This window comes from Streptomyces sp. NPDC107521 (assembly GCF_055598485.1).
On sequence record NZ_JBVKAT010000014.1, the window covers coordinates 125,333 to 148,022 of the forward strand.

Here is a 22,690-nt window from a genome sequence, read left to right on the forward strand (position 1 = left end):
GGGGCGAACCGACGGCACGTCGCCGTTCGCCCCCGCCCTCTCGCCGGGCCGGAGCGGCCCACCCTGGGAGGAGGTCGGCGTACGGCGCCCCCGACACGCCTGTGGGGTCGTCGGAAGCGAACAGGGTGCCCGGAGCGGACGGCGGCACGGGGTCGTCCCACCCGCCCATTCCCCAGACTTCTCCCGCCCCTCCCCGGGCTTCTCCCGCCTCCCGGGATTCTCCCGCCCCTCCCCCGGCGGGCGCGGCCCGGTACGGAAGGAGCGGCCGACGCAGAACGGCCCCGATCGTGGGCCACGGGACGACGGGCACGGCACGGGACGCGCCGAGCGGTGGAGGAAGGCGGAGCAGGTCCGGGGACGGGCGGGCACACCTGTGCGGGGACACCCCTTGGAAGGGGGGTGCCCCCGCACAGGGGCCGGGAGTACGCCTCGCCGGAGTGCGACATCCGTACGGGCCGGGGCTGGTCACCGGACCGGTCGGGTTCCCCGGCCCGGGGTTCCGGGGCCGGGGGCCGGGTGATTCGAGGGGGCCGGAGGGCTACCGGGCCGTGCGGTCCGCGCGAGCTCAGGACGCGTGGACGTGGGCCGTGGTGTTCTCCGGGCCGTGCGATTCCCCGAGGGGCCGATCCGGGCGGGTGTCGGTCCGCGCGAGCTCAGGACGCGCGGGCCTCCGGGCCGTGGTGGATCTCCAGGCCGCCCGATTCCCCGAAGGTCAGCCGGCAGGTGTCGGCGCGGTAGGTGGCGACGGAGAGTGCCGCGGTGCGGCCGTCGGCCAGGTACCGGGTGGTGACCATGAGGACGGGTGCACCCGGCAGCCGGTCCAGGGCCTTCGCGTCGTCGGCGCCTGCGGAGCCCAACTCGACCGCGTTCTCCTGGCGTTCCAGGGCCAGGCGGTGCAGTTCGCGCAGGACGGCCCGGGCACGGACCGGTCCGGACGGCGCGTCGATGGCCGAGAGCTCCGAGACGGACGGCGACGGGATGTAGAGCACCTCCACGGCGACGGGCTGGCCGTGCGAGACCCGGAAGCGGCGGACGGTGTGGACGGGCGCGCTCCCGTCGATGTCCAGCGCGGCGGCGACGTGGGCGGGCGGCACCGCGCGTTCGGAGTCCGCCGGTTCCCAGCCGTCACCGGGCATGCCCGGCCAGGCGTGCTGCTCGCTGCCGACCGCCACGCCCACGCGCGGCGGGGCGACGGTCGTGCCGACACCGCGGCGGCGCTGGAGTCTGCCCTCGAGTTCGAGCTGCTCCAGAGCCTGGCGGAGGGTGGCGCGAGCGACACCGTAGCGTGCGGCGAGATCGCGTTCGTTGGGCAGGATCTCGCCCACCGAGAACTCCGACTCCAATGCCTCTGTCAGCACGGTTCGCAGATGCCAGTACTTCGGCTCCGCGACCGCTTCCAACTGCGTGGTCCCCACCCTGTCCTCCGCAATCGCCCTGCTTCGGCGCCCATTTGGCGCCCTTCTTTATTAAAGGTTGTTGCACTTATCTGCGACGATAAAGCGCACCACACCCTTGGTCAAGACCAATCCTGGACCGGTTCGGCTCCATATCGGCGCCATGCGATGAAGCGTTCACGGGCTGTTCGCACGAGGCCGCCCGGGTGTCACCACCTCGGACGGGCCCCCGGAACCGGTGACGCGGGACATGAGGGCTACCGATCGGTAGCCCCTGCTGACACCCTGTTCCGCACAGCAGTCGTCAGCGTCAGCGCGTACCGGCAAGGAGCGCCATGCCCTATTCCACCACTGTTTCGTTCGTGGTTCCGACCCGACACGGCCCGCGCGACGTCGCACTGGCGTACACCCGCCGTGGCGCCGGTGAGCCGCTGCTCCTGCTGCACGGCATAGGCCACCACCGCCAGGCGTGGGACCCGGTGGCCGGCATCCTCGCCACCGAGCGCGAGGTGATCGCGGTTGACCTGCCGGGATGCGGCGGGTCGCCCGCCCTGCCGCAGGGACTGGCGTACGACCTGCCGACGACGGTCGCCGTGCTCCGGGCGTTCTGCGACGCGCTGGAACTGGACCGCCCCCATGTGGCCGGCAATTCACTGGGCGGGCTGCTGGCCCTGACGCTCGGCCGGGACGGTGCCGCCCGGTCCGTCACGGCCCTGTCCCCGGGCGGATTCTGGACACCCGCCGAGTGGCGCTACGCAGCGGGCCTCCTGACCGGGATGCGGAGGATCGCCGAGCGGGTGCCGCTCCCCCTGGTCGAGAAACTGTCCCGGACGGCGGCCGGGCGGGTGGTCCTCACCGCCACCGTCCACGCCCGGCCGGGCCGCCGTTCCGCCGACGCGGTGGTGGCGGACACGCTGGCGCTGGCCCACACCGAGGGGTTCTTCGAGACGCTGCGGGCGGGTCGGCACACGCTGTTCACCGACGACCTGCGGGACGTGCCGGTCACGGTGGCGTGGGGTGCCCGGGACCGGGTGCTGCCGCCCCGGCAGGGGGTGCGCGCCAAGCGGATCATGCCGCGCGCCCGGCTGGTGCGGCTGCCCGGCTGCGGCCATGTCCCGATGAGCGACGACCCGGCGCTGGTCTCCCGCGTCATCCTGGACGGTAGCCGGGCACAGAACGCCGCGACCCCGGCGGACGGCGCGCTCCGTCCGGCCGGATCCCCGTAGGGGGTGTCCGGGACGAGAACGTCGGGGTCCTGCCGCGGAGCGGTCCCGCGCGAGGGGACGGACCGGGGGTGATCCACGCGGTCCCAGGGGACGGCCCAAGACCCGGCGCCTTCCCGGCACGCGGCAGGGACCGAGGGCGGCCGACCCGCCGGACGACGGCCCCGCCGCGCCCGGCAGGCTTCCACCAGCCGGCCGTGGGGCCGTGGCTCGGCTCAGGGTCCCTAGTGACCTGAGTCAGAGATATTCGGGTAGTTCTCGCGAGCTGCCCGGCGTGCCGGAGGCCGAATGTCAGCAGGCCGGGCCGAACCTGCCGGCCTCACGGCATCCGGCTGATGGCCGCGATCTGACGAAGAATCTCTGACTCAGATCACTAGGGTGGTGCGGTGGAATCGTGCCGCTCCGACCTTCGGGGGACCTCGCGAACGATGCCGGAGCCCAGCGAGCCCCGGGCTCCCGAGGAGCCCCCGGCACCCCTGACGCCCCCGGAACCCCCGGCGTCCCCGGCGTCCCCGGCACCGATGACGCCCCCGGCACCGACGGCTGCCGCGCCTCCCCCCGGCCCCGCCCCCGCCTGGGAACTGCTGCTGCCGGCCGCCCTGGCGCCCGCGCGCTCGCGGGGCCGCGCGCTCAGGGAGGCGCTGCGGGAGGCGGTGCGCGCGGGCCGGCTGGCGTCCGGCACCCGGCTGCCGTCCAGCCGGGACCTCGCCGCCGACCTGGGCGTCTCGCGCGGGCTGGTGACGGAGGCGTACGAGCAGTTGACCGCCGAGGGGTATCTGCGCAGCGGGCGGGGCGCCGGCACCTGGGTGGGCGACGCGGTGCGCGCCGCCGCCCCGCCGCCGGTGCGCGACCTCGCCCCGCGGACCCCGGGCACCGCGGCCGACTTCGTGCCGGGGACCCCGGACCTGTCGCTGTTCCCCCGCTCGGCGTGGGCCGCGGCGCAGCGCGACGTGCTCGCGGAGCTGCCGCACGACGACCTCGGCTATCCCGATCCCCGGGGGCTGCCCCGGCTGCGCGCCGCCCTGGCCGGGCTCCTCTCGCGACGCCGGGGCGTGGTGACGGACCCGGAACGCGTCGTGGTGGTGTCCGGGGTGGCCCAGGCGTCGGCCCTGCTGGGCAGCGTGCTGTACGGGCGCGGGACGACCGTCGTGGGGGTGGAGGACCCCGGCAGCCCGCAGCACGTCTCGCTCTACGCGGCGGCGGGGGTGCGCGCCGTGCCGCTGCCGCTGGACGCGGAGGGGCTCGCGCTCGGCCCGCTGCGGGACTCGGGGGTACGGGCCGTGGTGACGACACCCGCCCACCAGTTTCCCACCGGCATCGCCTACTCCGCCCGGCGACGGGCCCAACTCCTCGGCTGGGCCCGGTCGGTGGACGGCGTCGTACTGGAGGACGACTACGACGGCGACTTCCGGTACGACCGTTCCCCGGTGGGCGCCCTCCAGGGGCTCGACCCGGAGCACGTCGCCTACACCGGTTCGGTCAGCAAGTCCCTGGCACCCGGCCTGCGTCTCGGCTGGCTGCTGGTTCCGGAGTCGCTGGCGGAGGCCGTCGTGGAACGCAAGCGGACCACGGACCTCGGTCATCCCTCGCTGGACCAGGCGGTGTTCGCGCGGTTCGTGGAACGCGGGGACTACGACCGGCAGTTGCGCCGCTGTCAGCGCGCCTACCGGGAGCGGCGCGACGCGCTGGCCGGGGCGCTGGAGGAGCACTTCCCCGGCACGGAGGTCTCCGGGATCGCCGCGGGGCTGCACGCCATCGCGACGTTTCCGGAGCGCTGGGGACCCGAGGAGCGGTTCCTGACGCGGGTGGCCGCCGCCGGGATCGCGGTCCGCCCTCTGTCGTCGTACGCCCACCCCGACTCGGCCGGAGCGCCGGCCCCCGGCGGCCCGAACGACCCGGGCGGCTCCGACGGACGGACGCGGCTGGTGCTGGGGTACGCGCACCGGTCCCCGGCGCTCATCCGCTCCGGCGTACGGGAGATGGCGCGGGCCGTGCGCGGCGGGGACGCCTGACGAGGCCGCGACGCGGCCCGCCCGGGGCCGACCCGGCGCTCTCCCCCCTCCCGGCCCTGGCCCCCGCCGGCACCGGCGACCCGACGCCACCACCGCGCACGCACCGGTCGCCGCTCCCGGCACACCACCACGCCGCGCACCGCCGCAACGGTTCGTTCCGCTCCCTGGGGAGGCAGGCGGCAGCACTCGCGCCTCCCCACAGCCGCGTCCATGTGGTCCGTTGCCCTCCGGACCGGCTCACCCTCGTTCCCCGCCGGGGAAGGTGCCGGTCACCGTCAGGGCGGGCGCCCCGTCCTGACGCCGGGCACGGCACCCGACGGCGCCGGGCGGGCGATCCCCACACGCGGCTGGTGCCGGACCGCATCACGTCCCTACCGCGTCCTCCCCCCGTTCACCGGGGGTTCGCGTGCGCGTCGTGGCGCCCCCGTAGGTCTGGGCGGGCCGGCCCGAACCCTTCCCCCGGAGGCGCGCCCATGTCCTCACGTCCGCTCCCCGCCCGCCGCAGTGTGCTGCGCGGCTCACTGGCCGCCTCGGCGGCCCTGGCCGTGCCCGGTGCGCTCGGCGCGGCACCGGCGTTCGCCCGATCCGGGCGGCCCGTCGCCGCCTGGGGCGTGCAGGCCGGTGATGTGACGGCGCACTCCGGGCTGGTGTGGGTGCGCTCCGACCGCCCCGCCCGCATGATCGTGGAGACGTCCGCGACCGAGTCGTTCCGCCACCCGCGCCGCTGGTACGGTCCGCTGCTCGGCCCCGGCACGGACCTCACCGGCACCACCCCGCTGCACGGGCTGCCGCCCGGCGAGCAGATCCACTACCGCGTGGTGCTGGCCGACCCGGACGACCCGCGCCGTACCGGCGAGCCGGTCACCGGCACCTTCCGCACGGCGCCGGCCCGGCGGCGCGACGGGGTGCGGTTCGTGTGGTCCGGCGACCTGGCCGGGCAGGGCTGGGGCATCAGCCCGGACCACGGCGGATACCGCATCTTCGCGTCGATGCGCGCGCTGGACCCGGACTTCTTCCTGTTCAGCGGCGACACCGTGTACGCCGACGGCCCGCTCGCGGCGACACAGGCGCTGCCCGGCGGCGGTGTCTGGCGGAACATCACCACCGAGGAGAAGTCCAAGGTCGCCGAGACCCTGGCCGAGTACCGGGGCGCCTTCCGCTACAACCTGCTGGACACGCATCTGAGGGCCTTCAACGCCCAGGTGCCGTCGATCGTCCAGTGGGACGACCACGAGGTGCGGAACAACTGGTACCCGGGCCAGCGGATCGCGGACACGGACGACCGGTACACGGTCAGGAGCGTGGACCTGCTGGCGGCCCGGGCCCGGCGGGCGTTCGGGGAGTACTTCCCGCTGCCGGCGCTCCGCTCCGGCGCGCGGCAGGGGCGGATGTACCGGGTGCTGCGCCAGGGGCCGTTGCTGGACGTCTTCGTGCTGGACATGCGCACCTACCGCAACGCCAACTCTCCGGGGGACCAGCGGACCGATCCGCAGGGCATCCTGGGACGCGAGCAGTTGCGGTGGCTGAAGGCCGAGTTGGCACGGTCGCGGGCCGTGTGGAAGGTGATCGCGGCGGACCTGCCGCTCGGTCTGGTGGTGCCCGACGCCACCGAGGGCGGGGCGCACGTGGAGGCGGTCGCCCAGGGCGATCCGGGGGCGCCCCTGGGGCGGGAGCTGCAGATCGCGGAGCTGCTGCGGTTCATCAAGCACCGGCGGATCACGGGCACGGTGTGGCTGACGACGGACGTGCACCACACCTCGGCGCAGCATTATCAGCCGTCTCGCGCGGCCTTCACCGACTTCGAGCCTTTCTGGGAGTTCGTCTCCGGGCCGCTCAACGCGGGCGCGTTCCCGGCGAGCGCCCTGGACGGCACTTTCGGGCCGGAGCGGGTGTTCGTCAAGGCGCCCGCCGCGGCCAACGTCCCGCCCTCGGAGGGCTACCAGTTCTTCGGCGAGGTGCGGATCGACGGTGACAGCGGGGAGTTGACGGTGCGGCTGCGCGAGCAGGACGGCACCGTCCTGTTCTCCCGGGTCCTGCGGCCGGGCCGGGTCGGCCAGTAGGGCTCGCGTACGCTGGGGGAAGTGCCGCGCACCGGCGTCATCCTCCGGTGCGCGCTGGGTCGGCCGGTTTTTACCCATCGGTCACAGAGGCTTAGTGATCGCGCAACACGCCTCCCGCACAGTAGGTGCATGAGTCGAGACATGTCCGACGTGACGAACGCCGTGGCCCAGTTGTTCGAGCACGGCCCCGGGGTGCCCGCCATGCTCGCCGCCTCCGTGATCGCCCTGGTCGCCACGGCGGGTCTGCGCACACGGCGGACACGCCGCTCCGGGAACGCGCCCCCAGTGAGCGAGCCGGAACTCCGCCCACCGGCCGCCGGCCACCGGGGCGTACCGCCCGGCACGGCGGCGGGCGGCACCCCGGCGGCGCGCGCCGCGGAGGGCGCCCCCGGAGCCGTCCGGAGAAGCACCCCCGGGGGCACCGCCGGAACCCATGGGGCCGGGCTTCCCCGCACGGCCCCGGGCATCGCGCCGGAGTCTGCGCCCGGCCTGGTCACCGGCCGGGGCCGAGGGCGGGAACCGGGCCCGGGCACGTCCGGGCGCCCCGCCCCGGCCGCACACACGTTCCCGCCCGCGTCCTCCGTGACGCCCCCGCACGCCCCCTCCCCCGCACGCACCTCCGCGCCCCACGCGACGCACGCCGTACGGGACACCTCCGCCCCCGGCGCCCCGGCCCCCCACGAGGAGTTCACGCCCTCCGCGCCCGTACCGCCCGGTGACCGGGTGCTGTGGCGGGTGCGGACGACGGTCGAGGACGCCCCGGGGTCCCTCGCCGCCCTGTGCGCCGTACTGGCCGAGCGGGAGGTCGACATCCTCGGCCTCCAGACGCACCCGCTGGCCGAGGGCACCGTCGACGAGTTCCTGCTCCGAGCCCCGGCCGCGCTCTCGGGCGCCGAGCTGACCACGGCGGTCACGGCGGCCGGCGGTCGGGACACCTGGACGGAGCGCGCTGACACCCACGATCTGGTGGACGCCCCGACCCGGGTCCTGGGCCTGGCGGCGCGCACCGCCCTGGACGGGGCGGAACTCCCCGTCGCCCTGAGGCAGTTGCTCGGCCGCTGCACCGTCCGGTCGGAGCCCGGGGCCGGGCAGGACGGCGGCATTCCGGAGGAGGGGACCTTGGAGGACACACTGATGCGGTTGCGGGCGCCCGGGGGCGGGGTGATCAGCGTCGAACGGCCCCGTCCCCCGTTCACGCCGACCGAGTTCGCGCGGGCGAGGGCGCTGGTCGGGCTGGGCGCCCGGCCCGGCCCGCGCGGCGGACACGGCCGGGAGGTGCCGGCGCAGCCCGAGGACGGCGGCGTCACCGTCCGGCACGCCGACAGCCGCGATCTGCGGGCGGCCCGGGCGCTGCACGAGCGGTGCTCGCCGGAGACGCTGCGCGGCCGCTACCACGGTCCGGCCGGGGACGCCGACCGGTACCTGGATCATCTGCTGGGCCCGCGCCACGGCCGCGCCCTGGCCGCGCAGACCGCCTCCGGACGGATCGTCGCCCTCGGCCACCTGCTGTGGGACGGCGACGAGACGGAGATCGCCCTGCTCGTCGAGGACGACTGGCAGCGGCGGGGCGTCGGGGGCGAACTGCTGCGCCGGCTGGTGGCGTTGGCCGTCGAGTCGGGCTGCGGCGCGGTGTACGCGGTGACGCGGGCGACCAACACCGGCATGGTCGCGGCGATGCGCGGGCTGGGCCTCCCCCTGGACTACCAGTTGGAGGAGGGAACCCTGGTGATCACCGCCCGTCTGGACGGCGCACCGGCGGTGAGGGCGGAGGAACGGGCCGACAGCGCCTGGACGCTGCCCTGACCGATCCATGGCGGCGGCCGTGCCGTCGGAGCCCCGGCCGCCGCCCCCCGGACCGTCCGCCCGGGGAACCCACGGCATCCCCGGCGCTCGGCGGCCCGTCCGCCGGACCGTCGGCAAGCACCCCCACAGCCACTCACCACCAGCCGCCGGCCACCGGCCCCGCGACCCGCCGCGTCACCGGCAGCCGGTCGCGTGGTGACGGCCTCCACATGGGCACAGGGGCGGCGGGGCCGCTGTCCCCGCCGCCGGGCCGGGTCCCGTCCGGGGACCGGCCCGCCCGCCTCCGTCAGCCCCTGCCGCCCGGGGCTCCGCTCGCCACCGCCCCGGGCGCCCCGGCGTCGCGCCCGGCCGCCGCGCCCGACGTCGTCCCGGCGCCCGGCCCGTCACCCAGGGCGCGGTCGAGATCGGCCCACAGGTCGTCGACGTCCTCCAGCCCGACCGACATCCGCAGCAGCCGGTCGCTCACCCCGGCCCCCCGGCGGTCGTCGGCGTCCACGATGCGGTGGCTGATGGACGCCGGGTGCTGGATGAGGGTGTCGACGCTGCCGAGGCTCACGGCCGGGGTGATCAGCCGGACCCGGGCGATGACCTCGTGCGGGTCGCCGCGCACCTCGAAGGAGACCATGGCGCCGCCGACGCGCGGGTAGTGCACGCGGGTGACGCGCGGGTCGCCGGTGAGCCGCCGGACGAGTTCGGCGGCGTTGGCGGAGGCGGCCCGGACCCGTACCGGCAGCGTGGACAGGCCGCGCAGCAGCAGGTATCCCGCCAGCGGGTGCAGGACGCCGCCGGTGGCGAAGCGGACCAGCCGCAGCCGCCCGGCGAACTCCTCGTCGCAGGCCACGACCCCGGCGAGCACGTCGCCGTGGCCGCCGAGGTACTTGGTGGCGCTGTGCAGGACCAGCCGGGCACCGTCCCCGGCGGGCCGCTGGAGCACGGGGGTGGCGAAGGTGTTGTCCACGAGCAGCGGCACCGAGCCGCAGGCGTGGGCGACGGCCTTCAGGTCCACCTCGGCCAGCGTGGGGTTGGCCGGGGACTCGACGATCACCAGCCCGGTGTCCGGGCGCAGCGCCTCCTCGATGCCCGCCGGGTCCGTCCAGGTGACCTCGGAGCCGAGCAGCCCGGCGGTGAGCAGGTGGTCGCTGCATCCGTACAGCGGGCGCACGGCGACGACGTGCCGCAGTCCCATCGAGGCGCGGACCAGCAGGACGGCGCTGAGCGCGGCCATGCCGCTGGCGAAGGCGACCGAGGCCTCGGTGCCCTCCAGCCGGGCGAGCGCGGTCTCGAAGCGGGCGACCGTGGGGTTGCCCAGGCGTCCGTAGACGGGCGGGCCGTCCGGGTCGGCGCCGGTTGCGGCGAAGGCGTCGATGCGGGCGGCCTCGCCGCGGCTGTCGTGGGAGGGGTAGGTGGTGGACAGGTCGATGGGCGGGGCGTGCAGCCCCTGGCGCGCGAGGTCGTCGCGGCCGGCGTGCACCGCCTCGGTGGCCAGCGCCCTGCTCCCGGGAGCGGGGGCGCGTACGTCGTCGGATGGTGACGTGGGCATGCTCGCAGAGTCCATGGCCCGAAGGGTGAACACCGAACGGGCTGTCGGGCCCCTGGGCCGTGCTACGTTCGGCGGATGGCCGAATCCGTCGTACTGGACCCGGTGGACCTGCATCTGCTGCGGCTGCTGCAGAACGACGCCCGGACCACCTACCGGGATCTCGCCGCCCGGGTCGGGGTCGCCCCGTCGACCTGTCTGGACCGGGTGGCGCGGCTGCGGCGGGCCGGGGTGATCCTCGGCCACCGGCTGGAGCTGGACCCGGCGAGGCTGGGGCGCGGGCTCCAGGCACTGCTGTCGGTGCAGGTGCGTCCGCACCGGCGGGAGCTGGTCGGGCCGTTCGTGGACCGCATCCGGGCGCTGCCCGAGTCCCGCACGGTCTTCCACCTCACCGGTCCGGACGACTACCTGGTCCATGTCGCGGTGGCGGACATGGCGGACCTCCAGCGGCTGGTGCTGGACGAGTTCACCTCCCGGCGGGAGGTGGCCCGGGTCGAGACGCGGCTGATCTTCCAGCAGTGGGAGTGCGGCCCGCTGCTGCCGCCCGGGGCCGCCTGCTGAGTCCGGGGCGGCCACGCCCGTAGCGAAATCCGGCCGCGCCCGCCCCGGCGCGGGGGATTGCGGGCTGACGCGGCACCGGTATCCGTACGAGGATGTCCGCATGTCAGAGACCAAGACCCCGCTGCCCCGCGAGGTCGCCGACGCCTATGTCGACGAACTCATCGCCCTCGACCCGGTCACCGGTACGTACCTCGGTGTGGCCGAGAGTTCCAGCCGTCTGCCCGACCTCTCCCCCGCCGGCCAGGAGGCCGTCGCCCGGCTCGCCCGGGACACGCTGGCCCGGCTCGCCGAGGCGGAGCGGCGCCCCGGCGGCGACAGCGACGTGGAGCGCCGCTGCGCCCGGCTGCTGCGGGAGCGGCTGACCGCCGAGATCGCGGTCCACGAGGCGGGCGAGGGGCTGCGGTCGGTCGGCAACATGGGCACCGCCGCGCACTACGTCCGCGAGGTGTTCACGGTGACGCCGGCCGGGACCGACGAGGACTGGGCGCGGATCGCGGAGCGCCTGCGGGGCGTGCCTGCGGCGCTGGCGGGCTACCGCGAGTCGCTGGCCCTGGGCCTGGAGCGCGGCCTGTACGCGGGCCCGCGCCCGACCGCGACCTTCGTCGAGCAGCTCGGCGAATGGGCCGACACGGGCGGGGGCCGGAGCTGGTTCGAGGACTTCGCGGCCGACGGCCCCGAGGCGCTGCGCGCGGAGCTGGACGGGGCGGCGCGGGGCGCCGGCGCCGCCGTGGCCGAGTTGCGGGACTGGATGCGGGACGGGTACGCGCCCGCCGTCCGGGACGCCCCCGACACGGTGGGCCGCGAGCGGTACGCCCGCTGGTCGCGCTACTACAACGGCACCGACCTGGACCTGGACGAGGCGTACGCGTACGGCTGGGCCGAGTACCACCGGCTGCTGGGCGAGATGCGGCAGGAGGCGGAGAAGATCCTGCCCGGTGCCGAGACCCCGTGGGTGGCGCTGGCGCACCTGGACGAGCACGGCCGGCACATCGAGGGGGTCGAGGAGGTCCGCGAGTGGCTTCAGGGCCTCATGGACCAGGCCATCGAGGCGCTCGACGGCACCCACTTCGAGCTGGCGGAGCGGGTGCGCCGGGTGGAGTCGCGGATCGCCCCGCCCGGGGGCGCCGCCGCGCCCTACTACACGGCGCCGTCGGAGGACTTCTCCCGTCCGGGCCGCACCTGGCTGCCGACGATGGGCCAGACCCGCTTCCCGGTCTACGACCTGGTCTCCACCTGGTACCACGAGGGCGTGCCGGGCCACCACCTCCAGCTCGCGCAGTGGGCCCACGTGGCCGAGGACCTCTCGCGCTACCAGGCGTCGGTCGGCATGGTCAGCGCCAACGCGGAGGGCTGGGCGCTGTACGCGGAACGGCTGATGGACGAGCTGGGCTTCCTGACCGACGCGGAGCAGCGGCTCGGCTACCTGGACGCGCAGATGATGCGGGCGGCCCGGGTCATCGTGGACATCGGCATGCACGTGGGGCTGGAGATCCCGGCGGACTCGCCGTTCCACCCGGGCGAGCGCTGGACGCCGGAGCTGGCGCAGGAGTTCTTCGGCGCGCACAGCAGCCGCCCGGCGGACTTCGTGGAGAGCGAGATGACCCGGTACCTGACCATCCCGGGCCAGGCGATCGGCTACAAGCTGGGCGAGCGGGCGTGGCTGCTGGGCCGGGAGAAGGCCCGGGCGCGGCACGGGGACGCGTTCGACGCGAAGTCCTGGCACATGGCGGCGCTGTCGCTGGGGTCGCTGGGCCTGGACGACCTGGTGGACGAGCTGGCCGGTCTCTGACCCGGCGTCCGCTCCCCCGTCCCGGGGCGGTGTCGGCGGACACCGCCCCGGGCCCGGCGGCCGCGGGCCGCACCCGCGGCGGGCCCGGCGGTTGCGGCTCCCGCCGCCACGGGTCCGCTCGCCGCACGACGGGCGCGCCGCGACGACGGGCGCGCCGCACGTGGGGCGCGTCACGGGCCGGGCCGCCGAGGGCCCGGCGGGCACGGGTCAGCCGGTCCCGTGCGGGCGCAGCGTAGAGCCCGACCGCCCCTTCACCACCTCCAGCCGGGCGTGCACCCGGCGCCGCAGATCGGCCACATGGCTGACGATGCCGACGCTGCGGTCCCGTTCGCGCAGGGAGTCCAGCACGTCGAGGACCTCGTCGAGGGTCTGGTCGTCGAGGCTGCCGAAGCCCTCATCGATGAAGAGGGTGTCCAGCCGGACCCCGCCCGCCTCGTCGGTGACGACGTCGGCGAGGCCGAGGGCGAGGGCCAGGGAGGCGAAGAAGGTCTCGCCGCCGGACAGGGTCGCCGTGTCCCGCTCGCGCCCGGTCCAGGCGTCCACGACGTGCAGTCCGAGGCCGCTGCGCCCGCGTCCGCTGCGGTCGTCGGAGTGGACGAGGGTGTAGCGCCCGGCCGACATGCGCCGCAGCCGCGCGGTCGCGGCGGTGGCGACCTGCTCCAGCCGCGCGGCCAGGACGTACGACTCCAGGCGCATCCGGCGGTCGTTGTCGGCCGAGGTGCCGGCCGCGAGGGCGGCGAGCCGGGCCGCCCGGTCGTACTCCTCGCGCAGCGGGGCGAGGCGCCGGGCGGCGGTCGCGGCCCGCTCCGACAGGGCGCGGAGTTCGGTGTGGGAGCGGACGGCGGCGTCGTGGTCCGAGACGGCCCCGCGCAGCCGGCGGCCCGCGTCGGCCGCGGTCCGCTCGGCGGCGGCGGGGTCGGCCGGGGGGCGGAGCGCGGCGGCGGCCGTGGCCGGGTCGGTGCGGACCGCGCGGACGGCGGCCTCCTCGGTCCGCCAGGCGTCCAGGCGGTGCTGGGTCTCGCGGTGGGCGGCGTCGTCCAGGAGGGCCCCGGCGGCCTCCTCCGGGGTGGTGAACCCGGCCCGGTAGGCGGCGTGCGCGAGGCGGGCGTCGGCGTCCTTGAGGCGTGCGGCGGCGTCGGCGGCGGCGCGGACGGCGTCGGCCGCGCCGGTGAGCAGGGCGGCGCGCCGCTCCAGGCTCGCGGCGCGCGCGGCGACGCTGTCGGCGGTGCCCCGGGCATCGGCCAACTCGCTCTCCAGGGCCTCCTGTTCGCGGTCGATCCGGTCGCGGGTGCCGATCCGGGTGGCGGTGCGGACGGCGGCCGACTGGCGTGCCCCGGTCCGCCGTTCCCGCTCCGCCTCGGCCCGGGCCAGCGCCTCCTGGGCGGGGTGCAGTCCGGAGGCCTCGGCGCGGGCCCGCGCGTGGGCCCGCTCCAGTGCGTCCGCCTCCTCGGCCAGGTGGGCGACGGAGGCGTCGCCGGCCTCGGCGGTGGCGGCGGCGAGGGCCTCGCGGAGGGTGCCGCGGTGCCGTTCGGCCTCGTCGCGGAGGCGCTCGGCGGCCTGGTGGGCGGCGAGGGCGGCCTCCTCGGCCTCCCGGCCGACGTGTCCGGTGTCCCGGCGGGCGGGGGCGGGGTGTTCGGTCGCCCCGCAGACCGCGCAGGGGGCGCCGTCGGTGAGATGGGCGGCGAGTTCGGCGGCTATGCCGCGCAGCCGCCGCTCCTTGAGGTCGAGCCAGTGCTCGCGGGCGTGGGTGGCGCCCTCGGCCAGGCCGAGGGTCCGGTCACGTGCCTCGTCGGCCCCGGCGGTGAGCCGGTCGCGCTCCCGGGCGGCCGTCAGCCGCCGCCTCGCGGGCTCCCGCTGGGTGTCGAGCCGTCCGGCGCGGGCGACCGCCTCCTGGGCGGCGTCGACGCGGGCGCGCAGCGCGGCGCGGGTCTCCTCCCAGTCGGCCAGCCAGGCGTCCGCGTCGTGCAGGGCCTCCTCGTCGGCGCGCTCCCGGCGGTCCAGTTCCGCGCGTTCCGCGGCCAGTTCGGTGAGGCGGGCCTCGGCACGGCGGGCGGACTCCAGGCCGCCGAGTTCCTCGGCGGTCCGGCGGGCGGCGGCGGACAGCCCGTCGGCCCCGGCGTCCGCGAGGTCGTCGGGGAGGGGTGCGCGGGCCGCGGTCTCGGCGTCGGCGGCCCGCCGGTGCTCCTCCTCGGCGCGGGTCCTGAGGTCGAGTGCGGGGGCCACCTCCTGGGCCTTGCGGCCCCGCTCCAGGCTCCGTTGGTCGGCCTCGTGCTCACCGGCCCGTTCGGCGAGCCGCGCCGCGCGCTCCTCGGCCTCGGCGAACCTCCGTTGCAGCCGGTCGAGTTCGCGGACGGCGGTGGTCTCCCGGCCGGCGTCGGCCGCGTCGGCCTCGGCGGCGGTGAGCCGGCACCGCGCGAGGGTGACCCGCTCGGCGACGGTGGTGCGGGCGACGGCGGCCGCGACGAGCACCGCTTCGGCCAGTCCGGGCTCCCCGGCGGCCAGTTCGGGGAGTTCCATCGCCCCGTCGGCGGCCTGCTGCATGCGGTGGGCGTCGGCCAGGAGTCCGGCGTCGCCCTCGCGGACCCGGGCCTCGGTGGTCCGGCGGCGCTCGGCGAGCCGCTTCTCCACCTCGGCGAATCGGCGGGTGTCGAAGAGCCTGCCGAGCAGTTTGCCGCGGGCCTCGGCGCCGGCGCGCAGGAACCGGGCGAAGTCGCCCTGGGGCAGCAGGACGACCTGGCAGAACTGCTCCCGGCTCATGCCGAGGAGCTGGGTGATCTCCTCCCCGATCTCCTGGTGGGAGCGGCTGAGGTCGCGCCAGGCGCCGGCCGCCGCGTCGTACTCGCGCAGCCAGGTCTGGGCCTTGTCGACCGTGCTGCCCGAGCCGCGCTTCTTGGGGCGCTCCCAGGGCGGCTGCCGGGTGATCTCCAGGCGACGTCCGGCGACGGTGAGGTCGAGGCGGACCTCGGTGCGGCTGCCGGGGGCGGCGTGGTCGCTGCGCAGGGTCATGCCCTGGCCGTTCTGGCGGGCGCCGGGCACCGCCCCGTAGAGCGCGTAGCAGACGGCGTCCAGGACGGAGGTCTTGCCGGCGCCGGTGGGGCCGTGCAGCAGGAACAGCCCGGCCGAGGACAGGGCGCCGAAGTCGACGCTCTGCGTGGCGCCGAAGGGCCCGAAGGCGGTGAGGTCCAGGCGGTGCAGTCTCACCGGGCCGTCTCCTTCAGGGTCTCGTCGGCGCGTACGGCGTCGAACGCGTCGCGCAGCACGGCGCGTTCGCGGTCGTCGGGTCCGGTGCCGCGCACATGTGCCACGAAGTCCTCCGCGATCTGCTGGTCGTCGCGGTCCGCGAGGCGCCGGGCGTAGCTGACGGCCGGGTCGTCGGCGGCGCGTCCGGGGTCGAAGACGAGGGCGAGGGTGTGGGGGAAGCGGGTGGTGAGCCGGGCCATGGGTTCGGCGGGGCGCACCGGGTCGGTGAGGGTGGCCTCGACCCAGTCCGGCCGGTGCCGCTCCAGGGCGGGGTCGGTGAGCAGGGATTCCAGGGTGCCGCGCAGCCGGGCCAGCCCCCGGGGGACGGGGCAGTCGACCCGGTCGGCGGTGACGGAGCCGTCGGCGCCGAGGTCGACGATCCACACGCTCTTGCGCTGCCGGTGTTCGGAGAAGGAGTAGGCCAGGGGGGAGCCGGAGTAGCGGACGCGGTCGGTGACGCGCTGGGAGCCGTGCAGATGGCCGAGGGCGGCGTAGTCGACGCCGTCGAAGACGGAGGCGGGCACGGAGGCGACGCCTCCGGCGGTGATGTCCCGTTCGCTGTCGCTGGTCTCGCCGCCGGTGACGAAGGCGTGGGCGAGGACGACGGAGCGGGTGCCGGGCGGCCGGGTGGCGAGGTCGGCGCGGACCCGGTCCATGGCGGCCCGGAGCACGGCCTCGTGCCCCGCCCGCTCGACGCCGAACTCGTCCTTCACCAGGGCGGGTTCGAGGTAGGGCAGCCCGTAGAGGGCGACGTCGCCGTGCGTGTCGCGCAGCACGACGGGGGTGCCGCAGCCCGCGGGGTCGGTGCGCAGGTGGATGCCGGCCCGGTCGATGAGCCCGGCGCCGACGCCGAGGCGGCGGGCGGAGTCGTGGTTGCCGGAGATCAGCACCGTGGGCACCCCGAGGGCGGCCAGCCGGTGCAGGGCGTCGTCGAACAGCTCGACGGCGGCGAGCGGCGGCACCGCGCGGTCGTACACGTCGCCGGAGACGACGACGGCGTCCACCTCGCGCTCGCGCGCGGTGGCGATCAGATGGCCGATGAACCCGGCCTGGGCGTCCAGCATGTTCACCCTGTGGAACGACCGGCCCAGATGCCAGTCGGACGTGTGCAGAAGTCTCACCGGTACGCTCCGCCCCGCATGTCCGCCCCCACCGCTCCCGGCCGTCGCCGGCCGCGTCCGTCCGCCGGACCGGCTGGGAGCCGGCCCCCGACCACGCTAGTGCCTCCGCGGGCCCCTCCCTGCACCCGTGGGGGTGATTCGCCCCGGTCCATCCCGGTTCGCGGCTTCTCCGGTGCCGACCCGGCATGTCCCGGGCGGGAGGCGGGCGGCGCGGGGACGGCCGGGCTCAGGTGTCGCCGTACGCCTCGCCGCCCAACTCGAACCCGGCGGTGCCCGCCGTGGCGTCCGCCAGCCAGCTGCGGAAGGCGTCCACGTCGGCGTCGGGCAGCCCGATCTCCAGGGTGACGTCCTCGGCGTAGCGGACGTCCCGCACGGTGCGTCCGGTGGCGCGCAGGTCGTTCTGGAGCTTCCCGGCCCGCTGGTGGTCGACGGTCACCGTGGCCAGGCGGAACCGGCGGCGGGTGAGGGTGCCCAGATCGTCCAGGGCCTCCCCGACGGCGCCGCCGTAGGCGCGGATCAGACCGCCCGCGCCGAGCTTGACGCCCCCGTAGTAGCGGGTGACGACGGCGACGACGTACCGCATGTCGCGGCGGAGCAGCATCTGGAGCATGGGGACACCCGCGGTGCCGCCGGGCTCGCCGTCGTCGCTGGCCCTCTGCACCGAGGCGTCGGCGCCGATGACGTAGGCCCAGCAGTTGTGGGTGGCGGTGGCGTGCTCCCTGCGCACTCCCGCGATGAACGCCTGGGCCTCCTCCTCGGTGGCCGCGGGGGCGAGGGCGCAGAGGAAGCGCGAGCGGTTGATCTCGGTCTCGTGCACGCCCGCGCGGGCGACCGTCCGGTACTCGTCCTGCATCCGCCCAGCCTATGCGTCCGCCGCCGGGCCCCCCACGGCGCGGTCGGGCGGGGTCACGGCGGGGTGCCGACGGCGGCGGTCAGCCCGAGGCCGAGGAAGCGGTCGGCGTGGGCGTGGATCTCGAAGCGGGCGCCCTCCGGGAGGCCGGGGTCGGCGGCGGCCGCGGCCAGGACGGCGAGGACACCGGGGGCGTCCAGGTCGTCGTTCCAGGCGGCGCGGAGCCGCTCGCGCACGGTGTCCGGGACGGGGCGCGAGGGGTGGCGGGCCCAGTCGGCGACGGCCCGGCGCCGGTCCAGCAGCGCGGCGCGGGCCGTGTCGAGGGCGGCAGCGCCGAGCTCCAGGGGCGTGTGGTGGTGCCGTCGGAGCAGGGCCGCGCGCAGGGCGTCCGGGTCGGCGGCGGCCGCCGGGTCCGGGTCGGCCGCCCGGACGGGGGCGACCGCGACGACGGGGCCGTCCGGGGGTACGGCGCCCTCCGCCGCGACATGGAGCGTGCGGATCCCGTCGGGCGCGCCGTCCGCGCCGTCCTCGAAGGGCCGGACGCCCAGGCGGGACGCGTCCGGGCGGGGCCGCGCGCCGGGCGGGAGCACCGCCCACACGGGGGTGCCGCCCAGCTCCAGGGCACGGACCAGGAGGTCCGCCACGAGCAGCACACGCAGGCCGGTGGGGTCGCGGTCCGGCGCGTGGGCCATGACGCGGGTCGGGGCACGTCGGGCGGGGGCGGCGGGGACCGGCTCCCCGCTCCGGGCGTCGATGATGCGCAGCACGTGCCGAGCGTAGGCGCCCCGGGGGCGCGGCGCGCGGGAATCCCCGCACCGTGCCGCCGGTTGTCCGGGGTGGGGACGGGACGAACCGGTGCCGTCCGCGACATACGAGGAGGCCGCAGGTGTACGGCGATGAGGCGACCGTCCGCAGGATTCTGACCGGGCTGGGCGACACCTGGGCCGTGGTCGGCCTGTCGTCCAACCGGCGGCGCGCGGCGTACGGCGTCGCGGAGGTGCTCCAGCGCTTCGGCAAGCGGGTCGTGCCCGTGCATCCCAAGGCGGAGACGGTGCACGGCGAGCGGGGGTACGCCTCGCTCACGGAGATCCCGTTCGACGTGGACGTGGTGGACGTGTTCGTCAACAGCGAGCAGGCCGGCGCGGTGGCCGACGAGGCGGTGGCCAAGGGCGCCCGCGCGGTCTGGTTCCAGCTCGGGGTGGTCGACGGGGCCGCCTACGAGCGGACCCGGACGGCCGGGCTGGAGATGGTCATGGACCGCTGCCCCGCCATCGAGATCCCCCGCCTGGGCGGGTGACACACGGGGGCCCCGGGGCCGGAGGCGGGCGTCCGCAGGCGTTGTCCGAGGGCGGGGGTGCGCGGGCGGACGGCGGCTCGCGGGAGCGCTGATCCCGGCCGCGGAAGCGTAGGCGTGGGCGGTGCAGTCCGACCCGGTGGGCGAGGGCGGCCGGCGGCCGAAGCGGGTTGGCGGCCGGGAGCCGTCCCGGTCCCGGGTACCGGCCCGGCGGGCGGGGCCGTCCCGGTGACGGGCACCGGCCCGGCGGGCGGGGCGGCACGGCCGTCCGGTGTCCGTCGACGCGGCGCACGCCCGGCGGAGGGCCGCCCCGCAGGGCGTGCGCACCACCACCGACCCGGTCCGGATCGCCCTGCGAGCCGTGCCGCGCCCTCCCGCGCCACGGGACCGCACCGCACGGCGCGGTCCGGGAGGGCCCGCGCTCCGGCCCCGCCCGCCTCCGCGACGCCCGGCACCGCGGAGGACGACGGCCTCCGGAGCCGGGGCCGGCGGCGGGACCCGGGAGCGGCCCGGCGGGGGGCGAGCCCCGGCTCAGGACCCGGATCTGATCGCCTCCAGCTCCAGCTCGGCCTCCGCCTGCCGGGGATGGCTCTGCTCGGCCAGCCCCCGGCGGGCGGCCTCCAGCAGCGCGCGGGCCTCCGCCGACCGGCCCAGCCGGCGCAGGGTGATGGCGAGGTCGAGGCGGACCGGCTCGCTCCACGCGGCCATCCCGGCCGCCTCGAAGCCCTCCAGGGCGCGGCGCAGCAGCGGTTCCGCCTCCGCCCAGCGCTCCAGCCCGCCGAGGTCGCGGGCGAGGTGGTGAAAGGTGCTGTCCCGGTAGAGCGCCAGGAGTTCGGCGGACTGGCCGGGGATCCCGGCCCGGCCCAGTGCCTCGCTGCGCCGGTGGAGGACCAGCGCCTCCTCGGCCCGCCCCATGGACCGCAGGTGCGCGCCCAGCGCGTTGAGCGTGGACAGCTCCGCCAGCCGGGCCTGCGGCGCGGGGTTCCGGCGGTGGCAGTCGGCGGACTTCTCCAGCCACGCCACCGCCTCCTCGGGCCGCCCGAGCCGGTGCAGCGCGCCCGCCCCGTACCCGCGGGCCCAGCCCTCCTGGAGGAGGTCGCCCACCTCGCGCGCCACGGCGAGCGCCGCACGGGCCGTGGCCAGCCCGGAGGCGGGGTCGCGGACGCACAGGTTGTACGCCCAGGCGAGGTAGTTGAGGTGGACGGCCTCGTCGCTCCTGCTGCCCAGCGCGCGGGCGGCGGCCACCGAGTCGAGGAACACCTCCGCCCACTGCTCCCACTCCTGGGCGCGGTCCGAGAACCAGTGCATGGCCTCCGCCGTGTCCAGGACCTCCCGGTGGTGCCCGTCCGCGAGCGCCCGGCCCAGGGCGTCGAGCCACTGGGCCCGCTCCGCCTCCAGCCAGCTTCGCGCCTCCTCGGTCCCGTGGGGCGCGGTGGCCCGGTCCGGGTCGCCGGCCGGGGAGCGCTCGGGATCGAAGTGGAGCGCCGCCGCGGTGGCGCGGGCCAGGGTCCAGAGGGCGGTGGCCTCCCGGACCCGGGCGAGCCCGGCGGGGTCGTCCTCGGCCAACTGCTCGGCGGCGAACAGGCGGAGCAGGTCGTGGAAGCGGTAGCGCTCGGCGGCCGGGTCCGGTTGCAGCAGCCCCCGGTCGGCCAGTTCCTCCACGCACCGCTCGGCCTCCCGCAGCGTCGTCCCCGCGAGCAGCGCGGCGGTCCGCGGGGAGAAGTCGGGACCGGCGGCCAGCGTGGCGCGCCGCAGCACCCGCCGCGCCAAGGGGTCCAGCAGCCCGTAGGAGAGGGCGAACGTCGCCCGCACCTGGAGGTCCCCGGCCCGCAGGGCGTCCAGCCGCCTTCCCTCGTCGGCGAGTTGGGCCGCGAGCCGGGCGAGCCGCTCCTGCGGCCGGGCCGCCAGCCGCTGGGCGGCGATCCGCACCGCCAGCGGCAACTGCCCGCACAGGTCGGCCAGATCACGCGCCGCCTGCGCCTCCGCGGCCACCCGCTCCGGACCGATGACCCGGCTGAACAGGGCGACGGACTCCTCGCGGCGCAGCACCCCGAGCGAGAAGCGGTGCGCGCCCTCCAGCCCGGTGAGGGCGTTGCGGCTGGTGACCAGGGTCAGCACCGGACCGGCGGCGGGCAGCAGCGGCCGGACCTGGTCCTCGTCGGCGGCGTTGTCGAGCAGCAGCAGCATCCGCCGCTCCGCGGCCACGGTCCTGAACAGGTCCGCGCGGCCCTCGGTGTCCTGCGGCACGGTGTTCTCGGCGATCCCGCACGCCCGCAGGAGCAGCAGCAGGACCTCGCGCGGGTCGACCGGGGGCGTCCGCGTGCCGTGCAGGTCGACGGCGAGCTGTCCGTCGGGGTAGCGCTTCGCGAGGCCGTGGGCCGCCCGCACCGCGAAGGCCGTCTTGCCCAGCCCCGGCTGGCCGGTGACCAGGACCACCGGCGGGTCCCCGGTGCCGGGGTCCCCGGCCAGCGCGCGCAGCCGGGCGAGGTCCGTGTCGCGGGCGGTGAAGTCCCGCACGTCGCGCGGCAGTCGCAGCCCGGCGGGTGCCGCGGGGGTCGCCCTCGGGCGGGGCCGGCCCCCGGCGGCCGCGCGCTCCAGCGCCTCGGCCCCGGCCTCGCCGGGCGCGAGCGCCGCCACCAGCGCGGCCACCGTGCGGCGTTGCGGGCCCCGGGTCCGTCCGCGTTCCATGTCGGCGACCGCCCGCACGCTCAGTCCGGCCCGGTGGGCCAGTTCCTCCTGGCTGAGCCCGGCCCGCCCGCGCAGGCCGCGCAGCAGCGACGCGAACTCTCCTCGGGCGGAGTCGGCGGTGCAGGTGCTCATCGTGCGGTCCCCCGTGCGTGCCGTGGCCGGTGCGTCCCCGGGCGCGCGGGCGGATTCCGGGTCCGGCAGAAGTATGCAGGACCGTACTTCTGCCGGTACGACTTCCTGGCGGCGGCGCGGTGCCCGGTGGTGGAGTTGACCTGAATCCGGTCTTCCCCCACACCCCTTGAGGACCTCTCATGCCTACCCGACCTCAGCGCCGCGTCCCGCTCGCCGTCACCGCCGCGGCTCTGGCCCTGGGTCTCACCGCCTGCTCCGGTGGCGGCGACGGGTTGGTCTCCGCCCCGGTCCCGCCGGAGGGAAGCGCCTCCGCCTCCGCGGCCGGCAGGGCGGAGGCGGAGCCGGCTCCCTCCGTGCCCCCGGCGGGGGCACCGGAGCCGGACGGCCCGTCCTCCGCCGGGGAGACTCCCGACGACAGCGGCGGCGGCCGGACCCCGCAGGCGCTCCGCGGCACGAGGGCCCCCGAGGCGCCCGAGGCGTCGGACGGCTCCCCGGCGGACGACGCGGCCGAGGGCGCCCTGGAGGGCTCCTGCACCATGGAGCAACTCGCCCTGAACGTCCGCCCGGACGGGTCGCGGCGGATCATCGAGGTGGCCAACACCGGGACCACCGCCTGCGTCCTGGACCTGATCCCCGACGTCGGCCTCGGCAACCGGGGCGGCTCCGGGCGGGAGCGCAACCTCCGGCCCCTGGTCCCCGGGGGCATCGGCGGCCCGGATCACACCCTGCCCGCGGGCGCGAAGGCGTACGCCGTCCTCGACCTCGCCCCCGGCGGGAGCACCGGCGGCGCCCAGAAGCGCGTCAACGAGATGAACATCCTGCTGAGCCCGGCGCACATGGCCGCCGCCGACACCCGCAGCGTCCCCCTCGGCTCCCGGGTCCGCGTCTCCGTCCCCCAGCTCGGCCTGTACGACTCGACGGTGGACGGCGCCGTCGCCTCGATGCGGCAGGCCGACACCCGGCAGCAGTAGCGGCCCGCCGGGTGC

General features: G+C 76.9%; 15 protein-coding genes. 8 read left to right on the plus strand and 7 right to left on the minus strand.

All coding sequences use genetic code 11. The features are described 5' to 3' along the window. Positions 1–653: 653 nt before the first annotated feature. Positions 654–1,415: a GntR family transcriptional regulator gene (locus tag ACZ7LB_RS21305; RefSeq protein WP_471470281.1), complete on the minus strand. Its 762-nt coding sequence runs from the start codon at positions 1,413–1,415 to the stop codon at positions 654–656. A gap of 314 nt (positions 1,416–1,729) precedes the next feature. On the opposite strand from ACZ7LB_RS21305, the gene ACZ7LB_RS21310 reads away from it, so the two are divergent. The 4 genes from ACZ7LB_RS21310 to ACZ7LB_RS21325 all read left to right on the plus strand — a co-directional run bounded on the left by ACZ7LB_RS21310 (position 1,730) and on the right by ACZ7LB_RS21325 (position 8,492). After that, on the plus strand, positions 1,730–2,620 hold the full coding sequence (locus ACZ7LB_RS21310; RefSeq protein ID WP_471470283.1) for an alpha/beta fold hydrolase: 891 nt from the start codon (positions 1,730–1,732) through the stop codon (positions 2,618–2,620). Between the two features lie 518 nt (positions 2,621–3,138). Then, positions 3,139–4,629, plus strand: coding sequence for a MocR-like pyridoxine biosynthesis transcription factor PdxR (pdxR, locus tag ACZ7LB_RS21315; protein ID WP_471470284.1), 1,491 nt, complete (start codon positions 3,139–3,141; stop codon positions 4,627–4,629). 473 nt (positions 4,630–5,102) lie between these two features. Next, positions 5,103–6,689, plus strand: coding sequence for an alkaline phosphatase D family protein (locus tag ACZ7LB_RS21320; RefSeq protein ID WP_471470286.1), 1,587 nt, complete (start codon positions 5,103–5,105; stop codon positions 6,687–6,689). A gap of 582 nt (positions 6,690–7,271) precedes the next feature. Then, complete coding sequence (locus ACZ7LB_RS21325) at positions 7,272–8,492, plus strand: GNAT family N-acetyltransferase (protein ID WP_471470396.1); 1,221 nt, start codon at positions 7,272–7,274, stop codon at positions 8,490–8,492. A gap of 286 nt (positions 8,493–8,778) precedes the next feature. Here the strand turns inward: ACZ7LB_RS21325 and ACZ7LB_RS21330 are convergent, their stop codons facing one another. Then, positions 8,779–10,047, minus strand: a complete 1,269-nt coding sequence (locus ACZ7LB_RS21330) for a trans-sulfuration enzyme family protein (RefSeq protein WP_471470288.1) — start codon at positions 10,045–10,047, stop codon at positions 8,779–8,781. A gap of 60 nt (positions 10,048–10,107) precedes the next feature. Here ACZ7LB_RS21330 and ACZ7LB_RS21335 point away from each other — a divergent pair, with 60 nt between their 5' ends. Together ACZ7LB_RS21335 and ACZ7LB_RS21340 are read left to right on the plus strand one after the other, a co-directional pair. Beyond that, positions 10,108–10,590, plus strand: coding sequence for an Lrp/AsnC family transcriptional regulator (locus tag ACZ7LB_RS21335; protein WP_471470290.1), 483 nt, complete (start codon positions 10,108–10,110; stop codon positions 10,588–10,590). A gap of 100 nt (positions 10,591–10,690) precedes the next feature. Further along, on the plus strand, positions 10,691–12,379 hold the full coding sequence (locus ACZ7LB_RS21340) for a DUF885 domain-containing protein (protein ID WP_471470292.1): 1,689 nt from the start codon (positions 10,691–10,693) through the stop codon (positions 12,377–12,379). A 207-nt stretch (positions 12,380–12,586) separates the two neighbouring features. On the opposite strand, the gene ACZ7LB_RS21345 is transcribed toward ACZ7LB_RS21340, so the two are convergent. The 4 genes from ACZ7LB_RS21345 to ACZ7LB_RS21360 form a co-directional block, all read right to left on the minus strand. Next, positions 12,587–15,580, minus strand: coding sequence for an AAA family ATPase (locus ACZ7LB_RS21345; protein WP_471470294.1), 2,994 nt, complete (start codon positions 15,578–15,580; stop codon positions 12,587–12,589). Beyond that, the gene (locus tag ACZ7LB_RS21350; RefSeq protein WP_471470296.1) at positions 15,577–16,740 is read right to left on the minus strand and encodes an exonuclease SbcCD subunit D; all 1,164 of its coding nucleotides are present in this window, start codon (positions 16,738–16,740) and stop codon (positions 15,577–15,579) included. The genes ACZ7LB_RS21345 and ACZ7LB_RS21350 overlap by 4 nt, the downstream gene beginning before the upstream one ends. Positions 16,741–16,966: 226 nt before the next feature. Continuing rightward, positions 16,967–17,593, minus strand: coding sequence for a YigZ family protein (locus ACZ7LB_RS21355; RefSeq protein ID WP_471470298.1), 627 nt, complete (start codon positions 17,591–17,593; stop codon positions 16,967–16,969). 53 nt (positions 17,594–17,646) lie between these two features. Continuing rightward, positions 17,647–18,357 (minus strand): hypothetical protein, encoded by a 711-nt coding sequence (locus ACZ7LB_RS21360; RefSeq protein WP_471470300.1) that lies wholly within the window; start codon positions 18,355–18,357, stop codon positions 17,647–17,649. A gap of 119 nt (positions 18,358–18,476) precedes the next feature. Here ACZ7LB_RS21360 and ACZ7LB_RS21365 point away from each other — a divergent pair, with 119 nt between their 5' ends. Beyond that, on the plus strand, positions 18,477–18,887 hold the full coding sequence (locus ACZ7LB_RS21365) for a CoA-binding protein (protein WP_471470301.1): 411 nt from the start codon (positions 18,477–18,479) through the stop codon (positions 18,885–18,887). 528 nt (positions 18,888–19,415) lie between these two features. Here ACZ7LB_RS21365 and ACZ7LB_RS21370 read toward each other — a convergent pair. Continuing rightward, positions 19,416–21,704, minus strand: coding sequence for an ATP-binding protein (locus tag ACZ7LB_RS21370; RefSeq protein WP_471470302.1), 2,289 nt, complete (start codon positions 21,702–21,704; stop codon positions 19,416–19,418). Between the two features lie 179 nt (positions 21,705–21,883). Between ACZ7LB_RS21370 and ACZ7LB_RS21375 the strand changes: the two genes are divergently transcribed. After that, positions 21,884–22,675 (plus strand): DUF4232 domain-containing protein, encoded by a 792-nt coding sequence (locus tag ACZ7LB_RS21375; protein WP_471470303.1) that lies wholly within the window; start codon positions 21,884–21,886, stop codon positions 22,673–22,675. The last annotated feature ends 15 nt before the right edge of the window (positions 22,676–22,690 follow it).

What these genes read in the sequence shown, in the direction of transcription:
- ACZ7LB_RS21320 (WP_471470286.1), top strand. Translation starts at nt 5,103, where the DNA reads ATGTCCTCACGTCCGCTCCCCGCCCGCCGCAGTGTGCTGCGCGGCTCA.
- ACZ7LB_RS21370 (WP_471470302.1), bottom strand. Translation starts at nt 21,704, where the DNA reads ATGAGCACCTGCACCGCCGACTCCGCCCGAGGAGAGTTCGCGTCGCTG.
- ACZ7LB_RS21340 (WP_471470292.1), top strand. Translation starts at nt 10,691, where the DNA reads ATGTCAGAGACCAAGACCCCGCTGCCCCGCGAGGTCGCCGACGCCTAT.
- ACZ7LB_RS21310 (WP_471470283.1), top strand. Translation starts at nt 1,730, where the DNA reads ATGCCCTATTCCACCACTGTTTCGTTCGTGGTTCCGACCCGACACGGC.
- ACZ7LB_RS21355 (WP_471470298.1), bottom strand. Translation starts at nt 17,593, where the DNA reads ATGCAGGACGAGTACCGGACGGTCGCCCGCGCGGGCGTGCACGAGACC.
- ACZ7LB_RS21375 (WP_471470303.1), top strand. Translation starts at nt 21,884, where the DNA reads ATGCCTACCCGACCTCAGCGCCGCGTCCCGCTCGCCGTCACCGCCGCG.
- ACZ7LB_RS21330 (WP_471470288.1), bottom strand. Translation starts at nt 10,047, where the DNA reads ATGGACTCTGCGAGCATGCCCACGTCACCATCCGACGACGTACGCGCC.
- pdxR (WP_471470284.1), top strand. Translation starts at nt 3,139, where the DNA reads ATGACGCCCCCGGCACCGACGGCTGCCGCGCCTCCCCCCGGCCCCGCC.
- ACZ7LB_RS21335 (WP_471470290.1), top strand. Translation starts at nt 10,108, where the DNA reads ATGGCCGAATCCGTCGTACTGGACCCGGTGGACCTGCATCTGCTGCGG.